The sequence below is a fragment of the Saprospiraceae bacterium genome (assembly GCA_016713025.1).
Lineage (GTDB): Bacteria > Bacteroidota > Bacteroidia > Chitinophagales > Saprospiraceae > OLB9.
In genome coordinates this window covers 3,681,711-3,699,659 of the sequence record JADJPZ010000004.1, presented here as the reverse complement: position 1 = coordinate 3,699,659, position 17,949 = coordinate 3,681,711, and the positions used below count along the sequence as shown (strand labels likewise).

Genomic DNA, 17,949 nt, shown 5'->3' with positions numbered 1-17,949 from the left:
TTTCATTAAATCATGATTTAGTATCACGATTTTGCTTATCATCATTCAGTCAGGCTCGTAGCAAATACTGAATATAGCCTGTAAAAGATTTTTAAAAAATTGTCTTGATCGAGGCAGCACGTCTCGAAAGCTGAAGGTAAGCTTGGCACGGTGCGACATAATACACCAAGGCAAAAATATTTACTGCAATTTTGCTTGCTTAATCGATTCTTTTTTAGATATTGTGTTGATTATTTGTTATTGAGCAAATATATAAATTATCTGTCAACAATATTTTTTAGTGATTTACAAATTGCTCTTTTTTAACATTAATGCTTTTACGTTGCATTGCTGAACTTCTCTCAATATTGTGTCTTGAGCAAACCATTTGTATATATTACTATTTTATTGATTACAATCACAGTAGTCCTGCTCAACCATTGTACTCTGAAGACAGACAGAATTGATTACAGCACCCAGGTAAAACCTATACTCAACAAAAATTGCCTGGCATGCCATGGTGGTGTCAAAAAACAAGGTGGCTTCAGTTTGCTTTTCAGAGAGGAAGCTCTGGCGAAGTGTAAATCAGGAAAATATGCCATTGTACCCGGAAATGCCGCAGAAAGTGAAATGATCGCCAGAATCAATCATCACGATCCTGATGAGCGCATGCCACATGATAAAGATCCGCTTACAAAAGACGAAATAACAATACTGACTAAATGGATCGATGAAGGAGCACAATGGGGAGAACATTGGGCGTATGTTCCCGTCAAAAAACCGGAGATACCAGATATTAATGATAAGTGGATTCAAAATGACATAGATAAATTTATTCTGCACGCATTACAAAACAATAAACTCCATCCATCGTCCAAAGCCGAAGCCAATATTTTACAGCGGAGACTTGCATTGGATGTCACAGGATTACCTTCAATGAAGGGACTATCGTTAAATCAAAATTATTCCAACATTGACAAATATATAGATGCTTTACTGTCTTCAAACGCTTATGGTGAAAAGTGGGCTTCCATGTGGTTGGATATAGCCCGATATGCAGATACCAAAGGATATGAAAGAGATGGTCACAGAGATATCTGGAGGTACAGGGATTGGTTGATCAGGGCATTTAATGAAGACAAACCATACGATCAGTTCATCACCGAGCAACTGGCAGGAGACCTGCTCGAAAATCCAACAGAAGACCAATATATCGCGACGGCTTTTCACAGAAATACCATGACCAATGATGAAGGTGGCACTGACAATGAAGAATTCAGGGTTGCTGCCGTGATAGATCGGGTCCATACCACCTGGGAAGGACTGATGAGTACTACTTTTGCATGTGTTCAATGCCACAGCCATCCTTATGACCCATTCAGACATGAGGAGTATTTTCAGTTTATGTCTTTTTTTAACAATACAAGGGACGAGGATACTTATCATGACTACCCGGTGTACAGACATTACAATCCCGATCAGGTCAAAAAATTGGCATTTTTGGAAAAAGACCTTTCAACCAAAGTAGATGAAGGCTACAAAAATGAATTGATGTTATTTATAAAAACTCTCCAACCTTCCATCAATTCGATTGCATGCAGGGATTTTGTAAGGTGTGAGCTTAGCGATACCAAGTTTTTGGCTATGAGAACCAATGCCTCTGCAAGGATGCCCAATGTGACACTTGATGGTAAATCCCAACTGATCTTCCAGACTGCTGTCTTCGTACCCGGAGGTGAGTTTATCATAAGACTGGACAATAACTTAGGAGAAATCATAGGTAGATGGCAACCTTATAAGCCAGAAAATGTACATTGGTTCAACGTTTCTATACCCATAATGCCAAAAGCTGGTGTTCATGATCTGGTTTTTGAATATCAAAATTCAAAACTCACCAATCCTGATGAATACGGTATCCGATTCAACTGGTTTTATTTTACAAGAGGTTTACCTTCACAAACATCTCCTTCCGATTCTTTACAAAAAGTATTTTATGAATTGGTCAATGCGTCAGTACCCAGTACTCCCGTCATTATAGAAAACCCAAAGGAATTACTTAGAAAAAATCACTTGTTTGAACGTGGTTCGTGGTTGTCAAAAGGTAAGGAAGTACAACCTAGTACACCACATATTTTGAACCCATTTCCAGAAAATGCCCCTAAAAACCGCCTTGGAATGGCACAATGGATGACAGACATCAACAATCCTTTAGTTTCCAGGACGATTGTCAATAAGGTATGGGAGCAGTTATTTGGTACGGGTCTGGTGGAAACATTAGAAAACATCGGTTCACAGGGAGCCTCACCATCCAATCAGGCACTTATGGATTACCTTTCCTGGCAACTCATGCACGAGTATAAGTGGAGTATCAAGAGACTCATCAGGGAAATTGCAATTTCTGCCACTTATCAGCAGTCATCGGGTGTATCAAAAGAGCTTCAGGAGAGAGATCCTTTCAATCGTTTGCTGGCCAGAGGTCCGAGAATCCGTTTGAGTGCCGAACAAGTCAGAGATCAGGCATTAACGGTTTCTGGCGCATTAAATGATACGATGTACGGACCTCCTGTGATGCCATTCCAACCAGAAGGTACTTGGAGTTCTCCCTATGATGGTGCCACCTGGAAAATGAGCAATTATCCCAATCGGTATCGTAAGGCGATATATACCTACTGGAAACGTACCAGTCCTTATCCAAGTATGACTACTTTCGATGGTGCAGGCAGGGAAGTATGTTTGTCCAGACGTATCCGAACGAATACACCACTCCAGGCATTGGTCATGCTCAATGATGATGTATATATGGATCTGTCAGGCAAATTTGCAGGCCGGGTGATCAAAACTGTAAAAGGAAATATTGATGCTAAGATTTCCTATGCCTATCATCTTGCTACAAACAGGGATATAAAGTCAGAAAAACTCAATGCATTGAAAAAATTATATATAGAAGCCACTAATAAATATAAGTCAGATCAATATTTGACTTGCCTGGCAGGTGAAAACGAAGGCTATGATGATGTGGAATTTGCCGCACTATCGTTAGTATGTAATGCAATTTTGAATTTGGATGAAGTACTTACCAAAAGCTGAGACATGAATGATAAAATAGTGAAAGAAGCCATCCATGCGCATCTTCAGATGGAGACAAGACGCAATTTTATCAAACAAAGCTTCCTGGGCTTGGGAGGGCTTGCCTTGGGCACCATGATGTCATGCCAGACTAAGCCTGGTCCAACGTCATTAAATTTATTTGATCCTAAAAATCCTTTGGCTCCGCGTCCGCCTCATTTTGCACCCAAGGCCAGATCGGTTATATATTTGCATATGGCAGGTGCACCTTCCCAGTTGGAATTATTTGATTACAAACCCGAACTGGCAAAACTGGATGGTCAGGATTGTCCTCAATCATTTTTGGAAGGGAAAAAATTTGCCTTTATCAGAGGTGTTCCTAAAATGCTGGCTTCAACTGCCGAATTCAGACAACACGGAGAAAGTGGTGCTACCATAAGTAATTATCTGCCACATCTTTCTACGGTGGCCGATGAGATCAGTTTTCTCAAAGCGGTGAGTACTGATCAATTCAATCATGCTCCCGCACAATTGCTCATGCATACCGGATCAGCAAGATTGGGAAGGCCAGGCTTGGGTGCATGGGCGACCTACGGTTTGGGTAGTGTAAATGCTGATTTGCCGGCATACATCGTATTAACGTCAGGAGGCAATAATCCGGATGCCGGCAAAAGTATATGGGGAAGTGGTTTTTTGCCTTCTGTCTATCAGGGAGTACAATGCAGATCACATGGACAGCCGGTGTTGTTTCTGGACGATCCTAAAGGCCTGAACAGAGACCTGAGAAAGCTATCCATAGATGCCATCAATGAAGTCAATCAAGCAGAGTACAATGAGTATCAGGATCCTGAGATTTTAAGTAGAATCAACCAATATGAGATGGCGTTCAGAATGCAGATTTCTGCACCGGAAGTGATGAATATATTTGACGAGCCACAGTATATCCACGACATGTATGGGACTACTCCGGGCAAAGCTACATTTGCCAATAATGTACTTCTTGCCAGAAAACTTGTGGAAAATGGTGTTCGTTTTGTACAGCTTTTTGATTGGGGATGGGACACCCACGGTACTCAGGCCAAAGAATCAGTGGATATCGGTCTTCAGAATAAATGCAGGCAAACTGACAAAGCCATCACAGCGCTGATCCTGGATCTGAAACAAAGAGGGCTGCTCGACGAAACCCTCATCGTCTGGGGTGGTGAGTTTGGCCGTACACCTATGGCAGAAAATAGGGAAGGTAAACCAAATGCGTTCAAAGGCAGGGATCATCATGCTGAAGCATTTACTATGTGGATGGCTGGTGGCGGTATCAAAAGGGGACATACATATGGCGCGACAGACGAACTTGGCTATTATGCTACAGAAGGAAAATTAGAAGTATTTGATATACAAGCGACTATTCTGAATCGACTGGGTTTTGACCATGAAAAACTGACGTATGAATTCCAGGGACGACCATTCAGATTGACAGATGTTGGGGGAAAAGTGATTCATGAAATACTGGCGTAAACGGGCTAAATGTTGTCAGAATTTGTCCATACTTAAACCAATACTTTAAATTTGGACAAAAAATTTAAAATCCTGCTAAAAAATGAACCAATAAGAAACAAATGAAACGCAGAACATTTTTACAATCATCTATTGCTGCTCCGGCTGCGATCATGACAACAGAGTCATTTTTACCCGTAAAAACCAATCTAAAGGTAAAAATAATGAACACGGATTGGGGTTTTTCAGGTACAACGGAGGAGTTTTGCAAAAAAACAAAAGATGCCGGATATGACGGTATTGAAATTTGGTGGCCGGGGCATGAAAAATTTAGATCTATGGCAGGTATTTTGCAAAAATATGAACTGGAAGTAGGTTTTTTATGTGGAGGACATTCTTCTGAATTTGCAAAACATACGAAAGAATTTAAAGAAGCTGTTGATGCTGCCACATCTGGAATCAGCCAAAAACCACTATATATCAATTGCCATTCGGGCAAAGATTTTTTTACCTTTGATCAGAATGCCGCATTGATTGAATTTACCCTGGAAAAGGAAGCCAAAACCGGCATAGAAATTCTACATGAAACCCATCGCGGCAGGATGTGTTACTCCGCACCGGTCACTAAAATGTTTTTAGACCGATATAAAAAAATGAAATTGACTCTTGATATTTCTCATTGGACCAATGTACACGAATCGATGCTGGATAACCAGAAAGACACAATCAATCAGGCATTGAATCATTCACATCATATTCACGCCAGGATCGGTCATGAACAAGGACCACAGGTCAACGACCCTAGTGCACCTGAATGGAAAGAACATGTCGAAAAACATCTGTTGTGGTGGGATAAGGTAGTGGCACAAAGAGAAAAATCAGGATACAAACACATCTCTTTCACCACTGAATTTGGTCCTCCAAACTATTTACAAGCATTGCCATATACCCGTCAAGCCGTTGCCAATCAATGGGACATCAATGTGCATATGAAAAACCTGATAAAAAACAGATATACTTTATGATTCAGGAATTATTTGGAAAAATCCACCCTTTGGTGGTGCATCTTCCCATAGGTATATTGGTACTCGCTATGATATTGAAGATATACTCGGGATATCGTTACCAGCAAGAGATCAAAACTTTGATGCCATTCCTCTTAAAAATTGCCTTTGTAGCATGTCTTTTTGCAAGTATCACAGGATTTGTGCTTCACTTGTCAGGTGAGTACGATGATACATTGGTCCATAACCATTTGTATTCCGGCATTGGTCTGACTATCATGGTGGTTGGCCTATATTTTACTTTCCAACATCAACGACTTCAGAATGTACTTTGGGTGACGACCGCAATTATATTGACCATCACAGGGCATCTGGGAGGCAGCCTTACACATGGAGAACATTACCTAACACTTACAAAACATGAAGATATACAAAGGCCCAAAATTGACATGAACCATTCGGTGGTTTTCCGTGATGTGATCCAACCGATACTGCAGGAAAAATGTGTCTCATGCCATTCAGATAAAAAACAAAAGGGTGATCTCCGTTTGGACTCATACGCCCATATCATCAAAGGTGGTGAGAACGGAGCCATCATCTTAAAAGGAAAATCTGCCGAAAGTATGATGATCAAAAAAATCCATTTACCTGAGTCGGATGAAGAACATATGCCTCCCAAAGGAAAACCGCAACTCAGCAATGATGAAATAAAACTAATCTCCTGGTGGATCGATAATGGTGCTGATCAAGACAAAACCATTGCTGCTCTGACTCCTGGGCCGGATATCAAACCCATACTACTTGGCTTGAGTCAGCAAACATCGCCAAAAGAAGTGCCTCTTCCAAAGATCGGACAAGCAGAGCCTAAAGTAATCGATGCAATTAAAAAATATGGCATCATTGTGCATACCGTATCCCAGGAGGATAACTATCTCACAGTTGACCTCACATATTGCAAAGACCTTACACCAAGTCAATTGAACGAACTATTGCCATTAAAATCGCACATCATCCGATTAAAAGCCACTGGTTGTCCCCTCGCTGATGAGCTTATCCCAATTGTGAGTCAGATGGATAACCTGACAACACTTTTTCTCGACCATTCAAATATATCAGATGCGCATCTTTCTCCACTTAATGTCTTAAAAAGACTGAAATTCATCAACCTGGCATATACATCTGTGACTAATGCCGGACTGAAACAGTTGAAAATTCCTTCACTTCAAAAAGTCTATTTGTATGGAAGCAAAATTGATAAAAATTTATTAAGTACTATATACGATCAGTTTCCTGCTGTGTATTTGGATACAGGTGATTATGTTGTGCCAATATTGGAGAGTGACACTACTGAAGCGGTCGGTCAGGGTAAATAAAAGATTTTCTTATCCGTTATATACTCCATTTCATAATTAATATTAACTTCGTTACTCATAATAAAATATCGATTTGATTGATGTACCATTTGGTTCCCGTTCTGAGGTAATGAGAGCCATGACAGATTTTGTAGCAGAATCTGTTGAAACTTTCTTGAAACCTATAGAAACCAACTGGCAACCGAGTGATTTTTTGCCGGATGCTGCTAATCAGGATGACTTTTTTAGTAAGGTTAAAGATATACAGGGAGCCGCACAAGGATTATCCTATGATGTGCTGACGGTATTGGTCGGAGACACTATCACTGAAGAAGCACTTCCTACATATGAAACTTGGTTGAGCAAGATCGAAGGTATCCGTGAAGCCGATAGTGAAAGCCCCTGGAATGTATGGGTAAGAGCATGGACAGCTGAGGAAAACAGGCATGGTGATTTGCTCAACAAATATCTGTATCTCTCAGGTCGTGTCAATATGAGGGAGTTTGAAAAATCAACTCAGTTTCTTATCGCTGATGGCTTTAATATTGAAACAGGTCAAGATCCTTACAGAAATTTTATCTATACCAGTTTTCAGGAATTGGCGACCAACATATCACACAGACGAGTAGCAACGCTGGCCAAACAACAAGGAGATCTGCTTCTTTCAAAAATCAACGGTGTCATAGCAGCTGATGAGATGAGACATGCAAAGGCCTATTCTGCTTTTATCAAAAAAATATTTGAGTATGATGCCAACGAAGTTTTGATAGCTTTTGAAGACATGATGCGCAAAAAGATCGTCATGCCGGCACACTTTTTACGGGAGACAGGTATGGAAGTCGGTGGTCTTTGGGGGCATTTTACAGACGCTGCATAGCGCATAGGTGTTTATACTGCGGTTGACTACGCCAATATATTAAAAGGTTTGGTGGTTGATTGGGGTCTGGAACACCTCGGAAACCTCAATGAAGCGGGTGAAAAATCCAGAGACTATCTGGTAAAACTCCCCGACAGATTGCTAAAAATATCAGAAAGGATGCCCAATCCGATCCATGAATATGAGTTTAAGTGGATTGGGGTGAGAAACTGATACACCGAAATAAAATGGATTTAACCTTTTTTCACAAATTTTGTGAGTAAAAAGATCAGCTGGTCATTGACTCTGCCTTCGATCAGTTCAGGATTGTCCTGCACCAATGAAATCCGTCTTACAGAAGTTCCTCTTTTGGCCGTAAAATTGGCTCCTTTTACATCCAGATCCTTAATAATAACCACTGTATCGCCAGCCTGTAAGATGTTCCCGTTGCTATCTTTGTGAACATTGACATCGCCACCAGAGCCATCTGCCCATTCGAGTGTTTCATCATCCATATAGATCATACCGAGCAAATCCTGAGCCCACACCTGATCACTTAATGCCTGCAACATGCGGTAAGAAATCACCTGAACAGCCGGCACAGAGCTCCACATACAGTCATTGATACATCTCCAGTGTGTGGTATCAATCATTTCCGGTTTATCCAGCTGTTCCTGACAAATACTGCATATAGCTACCTGCTCATCGAGATGATTTCCGGTTTTGGGAGGAACAACGTATGGGTATAACTTGCCACCAGCACCACAGATTTCGCACTTTGACTTACACCTTGTTGTAAGTTCGGTAGATAGTAAACTCATAGTATGATATTTTTTGTAATGTAAAGGTAGGTATTTTAATCTACAATTTCTTTTTATAATATTGTCCTGCCATTTTTGAACTTAAATATGATCGGAATAGCGGTCTCATATGGTTCCAGATTTCGGATATCGTTTGGAGTGTATTCATTGCTTTTCTGACCACGGTCTATGGGAAAATCTGCCTTCGTTAATATATGATGTACAAACTCAGAACAGAAAAAGGAATCATCATCAGGTATAGAAATCATATCATGATCAAAGATAGTTAGATCAAAAGCAGAAAGAATAAAAGGAACTTTTGATGCAGTAAAGGGATGTTTTTTGTTTTTTCATATAGCTCCAGCATAACTTCCCTGGAGGGTCTTTCTGACCATGACTCATCAAAACGCAGTATGCGGATATGTTTATAAAATCCGGATTTGCCATTATCCACTGAGATAAAAGGATTCTGAATGGTAGTTATAATCACTCCGTTTCTACTCTTTTCTACAAAAAGTACCAGCATTCTTTCAACAGCAAAATTATTGTCCGTGGCATGCAGCAGCCATAGACTGCTTTCAGGATTTCTGATCACCAGGGCACAGTGTGTATATGGCGATAAAGTGCCTATTTGGGTAAATATACCATCACGGGTCAGGCTTTGGAACATAAGTAGATCTGCTGTTTTCAGGTTCAGGGAATCGAGATCTTCCACCAGTCCAAAAAGCACTTTTTTTGATTCCGCTTTTTGATGTAAGGCTGGTGTCTTGCATGAAGAAAGCAGGAGGCAAAAAAAGATGGCAAATAATATTTTAAGTTTGAAATTCATTTCACTTATTGGTTACTCCTCCTAGTTTGTTAAGTAGTTTTTGTACTTCACCTGTATGTTTAGGAATATCAGTCGTACCTGTTAGCTGCTGCAACTTTTTCATTGTTGTAAAAGGATCTGAATTACCAGTGGCAAAATCAACCATCACATTTTGAACCCATTGCCTATGGTATAATGCCTGCTGTTATGCCTTAGAAGATATTCTGTTCCGGCTGCCTGATTTTTATATATTCAAAAGATAACGTGGTTTGATATATAACAACACTATTTTTTCATGGTTGGAATTTGCCTGAATTTCCCCTTCAAATTATTTAATTTGTTTTGTTAGTAGGTCAACGATTTTACGGGCATCCTCCATTTTACCTTTTGGTACAGGAATCCGTATGATTTCCTGCTGCGTGGCCTGCAGGGTGGGGAATTCAAAAATAATATGCAATATCGGGATCTCTGCTTCTTCGTAGACATCTGTCCCGATGAGGTAAGCGCCCAAGGATGTCCAGGTCTGAAATGTACCTCCAATAATAGCGGCACGTTCACCCACCAGGGCTTCATGTTCTCCCTTTTTTAGGAAATGGCTGCGGATATGTGGGGCAGCAAATGCCACCAACGTAAGCATTCCGATAATACAAGCAATGATCAGGATAAACAGATTATCCCTGTATACAAGTAACAACCCTGCAAGTACCACCAGGGAAATGATAATCACCAGCCGCAACGTGGCTTTATTAACCGCCATGGTTTCTTTATGGTCTTCCCTGATAAAGCTGTTCCATTCTGTTTCGGTATAGGTCCAGTGAGCCAGGGGTTTTAACTCACTGACCAGTTTATCAAATTCCCGGGCTCTTGGTATATAAACCATGGCTGTAACAAAAGATGACATCGCCAGGAATCCAAAAATTAAAATCAGTGCATAGCCTCCCTTTATGCCATCTATCCCGCCATAGCCGGTAATGAAGGCACCGGCTATCATCAGCACTGAAATAATCAGAGCATTCCGGGTGACCTTTCTGGGTTTATTAACAATATGACCCGTGCTGATTGGTGTATTCATCGTTTATTTATTTTGTTTTATTTCTATTTCACCATTCCATCCAAACTGCACATATTGTTTTATACTTGAGGTAGTCAGTGTTTTATTCTGATTGGTTCCCTTGCTGCTGATCCTGATTGAAACATTCAATGGTAATTCTGCAAACTCAAATTCTCCATTACTGGCACTATTAACAGTTTTTGTAATTGTTTTACCGCTATATGTATAGGTAATCGTTACGGCTGTATTTGGTAATGGCACACCTACCAGTTCAAAGGGATTTTTTATTCCTGCTTCTTCTCGGGTTGTAAAAACCGTTCCATACAAAATGCCGGTTTTGATCACAGACCCTTTTTCATTTCCCTGTCCTGTGGTTGAAGGAGGGGAATTAGTGCCGGTTGAAGGAGGGGAAGTAGTGCCAGTCTCTTTTTCAATAGTACGACCCGGATCATTCGGATTTGTAAACGGTTTATTGGTTTTTGATGTCCAGATCGTAGTAAATCCGCAACCTTTTGACTGGCTGTTGTACGACCATGTTGATGGGTCACTGTCTATAACAGTATAGGTTCCTGCCTGAACTTCAATGTTGGGGAGTACAGCCCAATAAGCATTTTGTACACCTCCCTGACCGATTAATCCGTATGCCTGCCAGGGACCATAGTTTTTTCCGGAACTATTCCGTAAACCAATTGTACCTGGTTTTTTGCCACCATTGAAATAATGATAATTTTCAATTCTCGTAATGATGGTAGCATCGGTAAAAGTAAATTGAGTTGGATTGGTAGGACCATTGGATACACCACCAATATTGCCATTATCAAACACTTTCTCTTCAGTTTTTGCATCAGCAGGGTTTACACCTTTATCTGCGCCTTGTTCAGGAACTGGGGATGGAGTAGTTTTAGTTTCTGGTTTTGTACCCGTAATGATGGTAATGGCATTATCTATCTTGTCTAATCCTTTATTGATGTCGTCAAGGAAATCATTGAAACTTTTCTTTTTCTTTTTTTGATCAGTCTTCGTTACATCCGGTTGTGGCGTATCCGGTCTACTGATCCGGACAAAATTTCTTGTGCCATTGGTATTCCGGCTATCAGTCCATTTACCGGTGGCTGTATTTCCATCCGCAGCAATTTTCAGAATATATTGACCTGTTATGCCATTTTTTATAGTATAGTTCATGAAGCCGGTTTCACCAATCATTGTCAGTAAACCCGTTGCATTATCAAATCCTTTCTCCACTGCCATATACTGTCCATTACCTGAGGAAATAAAAGTGAATGTTTCTGTGTTCCCATGTTTCCAAATGCCGCTGATATCAATTTTACTGTATGATCCGTTAACTTCTCTTTCAAATTCTCTTACTTTATTGATACGTTCTTCACTATTCCACCATTCAAGGCTCTCTTTCATTTTGCTAAGTCCGTCTTTTTTTGTTTTTTTCTTACCGGCCAGTTTTTCACCTTCATTCCATAATTCATCTGCTGTATTCTTTTTAGCTTTAATGGTGGCCACCTCGATTTCAAGGATCCTGATGCGGTCTTCTAGGTCGGAATCGGGTATCAACGAAACACTTTCTTTGTATTTATCAAGCGCGGTTTCTTTTTGTCCCGCAGTTTCGGCCTGTTGTCCTTCTTTTTTCAATTGGGCAGCCCTGTCCCTGTTTGCGGCCATCTCCTTCATCCGTTTATCCATTCCCCTGGCGAATTCAATCATATCTTTTTGCCTGGGATCTTTATTATTGAAGCGACTGTTTGCAGTATATTCGATCGTAGTAGCATTTTGTTTGGGGTCAATGGCCAGTCCTTGTTCAAATTTTGACTTAATAACAAGAAAATCTTCATAAATTTTTTTCTTTTCGGCAATCTGCATTTTGCATAAAAGGATGGAGCTTTCTATTTCTTTCATGCTCTCCGGCATGGCGGTCCATTCGGCTTTAAATGCTTCCAGTCGGGGCAGTGCATTTTCAAAATCCTGTGCTATGAAATCATTGGTCCAGTTCTTCCGGGTCAGGTTATAAGCTGAATCGCAGCGTATAAGCAGGTCCGAGAACTTTCTGCTTTTTTCCTGCGACCATTTATTACCCATCTGACCGGGCATATTTAATTGAAGTCTATTCAGATCGTTGATACACTTCTGGGTACCGGGCAGATTTTTCCGGGTTACATTTTCATCCAGTTCATAGCCCTTTGCTTCAATTACAGCCCACTCTTTCTGCCATTTTTTATTTTGTTCGAGCTGAGTTTTTGCAGTTGCATCATTGGGATTGATCTGCAGCGCTTGTTGATACCGTTTGATAGCAAGGGCAAAGTCCCGTTCATAAGTGGCGTCTTTACCCGCTTTTTTACAGGCTTCAGCCAGTTCGGTAAGCAGGGGTGCAGCCTCTTTTGTATTCATTCCTTTCAGTTCTTCTCCGAGTTTAATTGCTTCATCCAGTTTACCATCCTTGATCAGTTGTCGGGCCTGTTGCATTTTATCATCAAATGCTTTTTTCTGGTTGGTCCCGTTTGTGATCATTTCATTACTGATCGTTGCACTGAATACGGCTATTGCATTCCCCAGTTCCAGTCCATTATTATCCTTAACAGTCACTTTCAGTTGAATACTTCCTGTTTCCAATGCGGTGACTCTTGCATCCCTTGACGCAGGATTACTGATGGAAGCATTTCCTTCCGTAACCTGCCAGTGATAAGTAAGATTTCCGGACGGTTGCGGTGTAACAATTGTATTAAATTCAACTATCTGGTGGACGGCAATTTCCTTATCCACTTCTACCAGACCCACACCTGGTTGCCAGATCATTGGTTTCGGTCCATGTACTTTTGGTCCTTCGGTTTTTACTGTATAACGTTCTGCATTGAAGTAAGCTTTTGTATTACCCAGTTCTTCGCCGCTTCCTTTGACAACAGCCAATACTTCAAGGACAATCTGCATAGCATCCTTTGCATAGAAAGTAATTTCGGAACCATCCTGTGATTCTTTAATAAGATTGGCATTGGCGGGAACGGGCATCCACCGATAACTCACATCTTCCAGTTTGTCAGGTATGCTGTTGATCTTTGCAGTAACCAATTCTCCAACCTTAGCTTTTGCCGGGGTGAATGTAATGTTAAATGCCGGTTTGTCTACATCAAATTCTAACTGATCAGATTCTCCCAAGGTGATTGTTTCTGCTGTTGTTTTTTCAAGCACCTGGACCCATATTTTTTTAAGGCCGGGTTTGGAGAAGACGAGTTTAGTGGAATTGCCTCTTCCCTCAAAAGGTTCAAATTTTTCTTCCGGATGTGGTTGCCACAGGTATTGCAGTTTTTTTCCGGCAGGAACCGCACTAATGAAATCAGCCCTGAGGTCAACGGGCATACCCACAATGATTTTGTTCGTGGAAGGGGAGACCTTAACTAGTTTTACTTTCAACGGGGCAACCACATATTCAATAGTTGCACTTCCGGGAGGAGTGGTGCCGTCCACAGCTACTGAAATAGATTTTTTCCCCGGCCTGTCCGTCACCAGTTGAGCAGAACTGTTAGTGCTATTGCCTTCTACATGGCCAGTCCATAAGTAGGTATAAGGACCGTAATCAGGTTTATCATTTTTGATAACGGCTTTTACCAATACTTTGCTGCCTGGAAGTATTGTATCAATTTTGGGTTCAATTGTAACCATTGGATAATCGCTACCATCTAATTTAGGTCCTGTATAGGGTGATTTTGTGAGCCTTCCGTCTGGTTGGAATGAAGCTGATGTTAATATACTGGCAGCTTCTGCGGAAAGCTGTTTTATCATATTCATCATCCATGCTTGGTCACTATTGTCAAATGCTCCTTTGGCTCCTGCGCTCCAGTACACTTCAAATATTTTTTTCCCCTTCATCACATAACCACTAAAACTTGATCCTGCATCAGCAGGTGTGTTACCTGCGTCATTGCTCCAGCTACCCCGGCCATATTTTGGAGTACTGTACAATCCATAACCCTTGAAATCTCCTACAGTGAATGGTTTCACTTCCAGTTGTAGGGAAGCCTGTTCTTGTGCTTCTTTTTCCATATACATCTGAAGTTCTTCAGGATTATTGATGGTTTCCTTCGGATATTTATCCTTCAACCCGACAGTAGCCCATGCACTGGCAGTACTGATCGCTTTTTTATCATTTGACCAGCCAGGAACCCTTGGTGCACTATTCATTGGTTTTCTCTCCAGCCGGAACCAGTTAGTACCGGAACCTCCATCCCAGATATCGGTGGCTTTCACCGCCAGGCTCATATGCTGGTATTTTACTTTCTTATTTACATATTGCGAATATGGCCTTGTATTACCGGGTTGAAGAATGTTGAATGAAATACCAATGGTAATACTGTCCTGCAGAAATTTTTTACCACTATTGTCAGTGATTTCATAGGTATGATTTACCTGTATTTTAGAACCTGAACAATTTTTATTGTCACCGATAGTTTCCCAACCCCAGCTGCAATCGTTGATACGGCTTTTCAGCAGCGCCGGAATATCAGCAGATACATCAAAGATTTCATATTGTTTGATCAATGCTGGCAATTTCAGCTTAATACCTTTTGATGGATCATTCACATCATACACTTTTACAGTAATGTTCCAATTTCCTTTTGTCAGTTCCGTTTTTTTATTATTGATAGTGCGGCTCAATTTTGCTGTATAAGTGTATGTTCCCTGTTCTTTGGCATCATGGGTATATTTGTTTCCGTCACCGACTTTAATGTCTTTTACAGTGGCCAGATCATACCGGTACCATTCGATGGTGGTTCCTGGTGGTAATGGAATGGTTTGTTGTTTTTCATTCAGAATGATCACCTCAGCCGTTACCGGGTTAGTCTCTGTTGTCTCGGTTTCACCATTCACTTTAAGTGTGACATTTATGGCTGGTCCTTGTTTTATTTTTTCCAGGTATTCTCTATAATTTCTACTTAATTCTCCACTTCTCTGATCTATTAATCCGTCATCGTCTTTGAAAAGCGGGCTCCTACCTTCATTATCTGCATCGGTTAGGCGTTCTATTCCAAAACCATATTCACCTAATATTCTCAGGTGTTCTTTATCTTCTTTTTCAGATTCTTTTATGGACCTTCCCAGGGCAGTGGCGAGGTCATATCGTATATCAGAAGCTCTTTTCTTATGAGCTTCGAAGCATTGTATGGCAACCTGCATATCTTTCCCGGGATCCGTGGTCAGCATTGGAGCACCGTAAAGTCCGCCCATCAGCAACTGCCTCATCGGGTCCTTCGTCATTTTGAAACCATCTACACCAAATGGTATCCACCATATATCAAATATTTTGTATTGTATGACCAGTATCTGCCTGTAAATCTGGATATAACGTTCGAAAGTCGGGATAGCCACTCTTTCATAAGCTGTACCAGCGGAGAAGTTATCTTTTAGTGCATGTATATATAATGGATCGTTTTGAATCTGCTTTCTGATCTTCAATAAAAGGCTGAGACTGTCAATTTTTTCATTTCCCTTATATCCATAGACAATGAGTCCTGAATCCGGATGATGGTGGCTTCCAGTTCCTGAATGACTCCTTTTTTCTCTGCGAGTTTGGTGGATTCGATAGCCGTGAAAACAGCAGACCATAAATGAGCTTCAATTCTTGACTCAAGACTGTCGAGTAGACGGTTACGGTCAGAGGCAAAATCATCGATAGGCCAGATACCGTCGAGTCTCTCTTTCTTCATTTTTGAAATGCCATACAGATAGCCTGCAAATTCATTATCAAATTCGAAAAGTTTGATCAGTTTATCTATTTTGCCATTGTACAAACCCCAGTGGTCTGTTGACTTGGGAATCAGGCTTTCAAAATATTTTATATCCGGGCAATACATGAAGGCCGGGTCATAAAAAATTTTTTTGATGCCTGCGGTTCTTGCGGGTTCTTGCGGGGAAATATCAGGTTCTGTTTCCAGTGAATCTGCCGATCCTACTACTCTTGGTATTTTAAATCTTACCACATGACCTTGCCCATCTGTGATAGCCATTACAGCCAGCCTGTCCAGGTGATTTCGGAAATTGTAATCCGTTACCTGGCTTACTACCAGCCTGTCAACGATATTGGTAACCATATAAGCTTGTCCGGCAAAAGGGAACAGGTAAAATGTAACAGCCATTGCAAAAGGTGCAGGGCTTTCGGATTCTATTGAATTATATATACCCAATGGAATGGCCATAAAAGGCCATTTGCCCTGTGCCCTGATGGTGCCGGCAGTCCAACTCACATTCCACGCTGATTGTTTGAGATCCTTACCACTGAACCATGCATCATACAATGCGATAGCATTATCCGCCTGGTTTAAAAGTTCGCCGGATAAAACTTTCCCGGTTTTGGTTTTAGCAAGATGTTCATTGAAATTATTAAGCTTATTGGTTACATGACTTGAAAATTCATATGCTGACATTGTAGTTTTTTGTGCATACTCAGGTGCATATTGCCGCCAATTTTCAGCAAAGGCAGATTTGAACTTGTTTAGAATTTTCTGCACGGCTTCAGGCCCATATCCCTTTTCAACTAAATAATTTTTAAAACGTCCCCAAGGGTCACCAATCAATCTTTCTACAAATGATTTATCGATATTATACTCATTTTCCATTATCTTATTGAGTTCTTCCAGTCTTGCATTCATCAAGTCAGGTGGAATTTTTCCTGCCCGCAGGTCAACCAGGATGGTATGTGCCCGCAACATGGATTTTGGTATTTCAGTGCCACCTTTTTCATATCCTTTTTTAAATTCCTCTTCCATTTGTTTGAGAAACTTGTCTGCTTCCTCAAAGCGCTGATCATCATTTTCGATGGCTGCAATAGTTTTTACCCGGTATCCGAAAGCCTGGTTAGCGTTTTTCAGCATGCCTTTTTTACACTTTTGTACAATGTCATCCACGATCAGGTTTACCTGTTCATTGTTGTCCAGTTTTTTACCGGTAAACTCTTCCAGGAGGGTGGCAATTCTTTTAGCATCTCCTTTGTTTTTGATCACTTCCTCGCAAAGGGTCATCAACTTTTGTTCTTCAAGAGTGAGGTTGAAATAAAGCATCTGGTCTTGTACGGATACATTTTTAAGTGCTTCTTTGATCATGAAAAAGCTTCTCTCTGTGTATTTGATCATTTTAATGATCTTCTGTCCGCCTTGAAAAGGGCCATGTTCAATATCATGAATGGCATGGCGGAGCATTTCAAGGCTTAGCATAGGCTCCATATCTATGCGCAGCTCAGGGTATTTTTCTTTCGGATCAAAAGAATTGGCAGGGTCTTTTTGCTGGGCTTTAAGTTCCTGCTCCATTCCTTTTTCCATGAACAATTGTTTGCCTTCTTTTTCTACCGTTTTTATATCAATGATTTGCCCGTTCTGATTCCTTTCCATCTCCAATAATTTCCATTTGCCACGGCGGAGCATATCTACTTCCGCAAATGCTTTTCCCCATTCACCTATAAAGACCTCTGCTCCTGCAAGTCCATGAGGAGTGTGTAATACGTCGATAGCAAGCATGCCAAGGCCACTTGAATTTTCCAGGTTCTTCTTA

9 protein-coding genes and 1 pseudogene are annotated in these 17,949 nt (G+C 40.9%); 5 read left to right on the top strand and 5 right to left on the bottom strand.

The annotated features are described in order from the left end of the window. Positions 1-330: 330 nt before the first annotated feature. The 5 genes and pseudogenes from IPK35_22060 to IPK35_22040 all read left to right on the top strand — a co-directional run bounded on the left by IPK35_22060 (position 331) and on the right by IPK35_22040 (position 7,982). A complete protein-coding gene (locus IPK35_22060; protein ID MBK8055877.1) occupies positions 331-3,066 on the top strand; it encodes a DUF1553 domain-containing protein in 2,736 nt (911 codons plus the stop codon). Between the two features lie 3 nt (positions 3,067-3,069). Further along, positions 3,070-4,557, top strand: coding sequence for a DUF1501 domain-containing protein (locus tag IPK35_22055; GenBank protein MBK8055876.1), 1,488 nt, complete (start codon positions 3,070-3,072; stop codon positions 4,555-4,557). Between the two features lie 101 nt (positions 4,558-4,658). Then, positions 4,659-5,561, top strand: a complete 903-nt coding sequence (locus tag IPK35_22050) for a sugar phosphate isomerase/epimerase (GenBank protein MBK8055875.1) — start codon at positions 4,659-4,661, stop codon at positions 5,559-5,561. After that, positions 5,558-6,913 (top strand): hypothetical protein, encoded by a 1,356-nt coding sequence (locus tag IPK35_22045; protein ID MBK8055874.1) that lies wholly within the window; start codon positions 5,558-5,560, stop codon positions 6,911-6,913. Before IPK35_22050 ends, IPK35_22045 begins: the two co-directional genes overlap by 4 nt. Before the next feature lie 109 nt (positions 6,914-7,022). Further along, a pseudogene (locus IPK35_22040) lies at positions 7,023-7,982 on the top strand (acyl-ACP desaturase). A gap of 20 nt (positions 7,983-8,002) precedes the next feature. Here the strand turns inward: IPK35_22040 and IPK35_22035 are convergent. The 5 genes from IPK35_22035 to IPK35_22015 all read right to left on the bottom strand — a co-directional run bounded on the left by IPK35_22035 (position 8,003) and on the right by IPK35_22015 (position 16,011). Further along, on the bottom strand, positions 8,003-8,569 hold the full coding sequence (locus tag IPK35_22035; protein MBK8055873.1) for a PhnA domain-containing protein: 567 nt from the start codon (positions 8,567-8,569) through the stop codon (positions 8,003-8,005). A gap of 53 nt (positions 8,570-8,622) precedes the next feature. Next, positions 8,623-8,817 (bottom strand): hypothetical protein, encoded by a 195-nt coding sequence (locus tag IPK35_22030; GenBank protein MBK8055872.1) that lies wholly within the window; start codon positions 8,815-8,817, stop codon positions 8,623-8,625. Positions 8,818-8,834: 17 nt separating this feature from the next. After that, a complete protein-coding gene (locus IPK35_22025; protein ID MBK8055871.1) occupies positions 8,835-9,377 on the bottom strand; it encodes a hypothetical protein in 543 nt (180 codons plus the stop codon). Between the two features lie 307 nt (positions 9,378-9,684). Beyond that, a complete protein-coding gene (locus IPK35_22020; GenBank protein ID MBK8055870.1) occupies positions 9,685-10,428 on the bottom strand; it encodes a hypothetical protein in 744 nt (247 codons plus the stop codon). A 3-nt stretch (positions 10,429-10,431) separates the two neighbouring features. Continuing rightward, the gene (locus tag IPK35_22015) at positions 10,432-16,011 is read right to left on the bottom strand and encodes a hypothetical protein (GenBank protein MBK8055869.1); all 5,580 of its coding nucleotides are present in this window, start codon (positions 16,009-16,011) and stop codon (positions 10,432-10,434) included. Positions 16,012-17,949 lie beyond the last annotated feature (1,938 nt).

Excerpts from the sequence above, each read along its gene's own strand:
- IPK35_22055 (MBK8055876.1), top strand. The coding sequence starts at position 3,070 with ATGAATGATAAAATAGTGAAAGAAGCCATCCATGCGCATCTTCAGATG.
- IPK35_22050 (MBK8055875.1), top strand. The coding sequence starts at position 4,659 with ATGAAACGCAGAACATTTTTACAATCATCTATTGCTGCTCCGGCTGCG.
- IPK35_22045 (MBK8055874.1), top strand. The coding sequence starts at position 5,558 with ATGATTCAGGAATTATTTGGAAAAATCCACCCTTTGGTGGTGCATCTT.
- IPK35_22035 (MBK8055873.1), bottom strand. The coding sequence starts at position 8,569 with ATGAGTTTACTATCTACCGAACTTACAACAAGGTGTAAGTCAAAGTGC.
- IPK35_22030 (MBK8055872.1), bottom strand. The coding sequence starts at position 8,817 with ATGATTTCTATACCTGATGATGATTCCTTTTTCTGTTCTGAGTTTGTA.
- IPK35_22025 (MBK8055871.1), bottom strand. The coding sequence starts at position 9,377 with ATGAATTTCAAACTTAAAATATTATTTGCCATCTTTTTTTGCCTCCTG.
- IPK35_22020 (MBK8055870.1), bottom strand. The coding sequence starts at position 10,428 with ATGAATACACCAATCAGCACGGGTCATATTGTTAATAAACCCAGAAAG.
- IPK35_22015 (MBK8055869.1), bottom strand. The coding sequence starts at position 16,011 with ATGGTCTGCTGTTTTCACGGCTATCGAATCCACCAAACTCGCAGAGAA.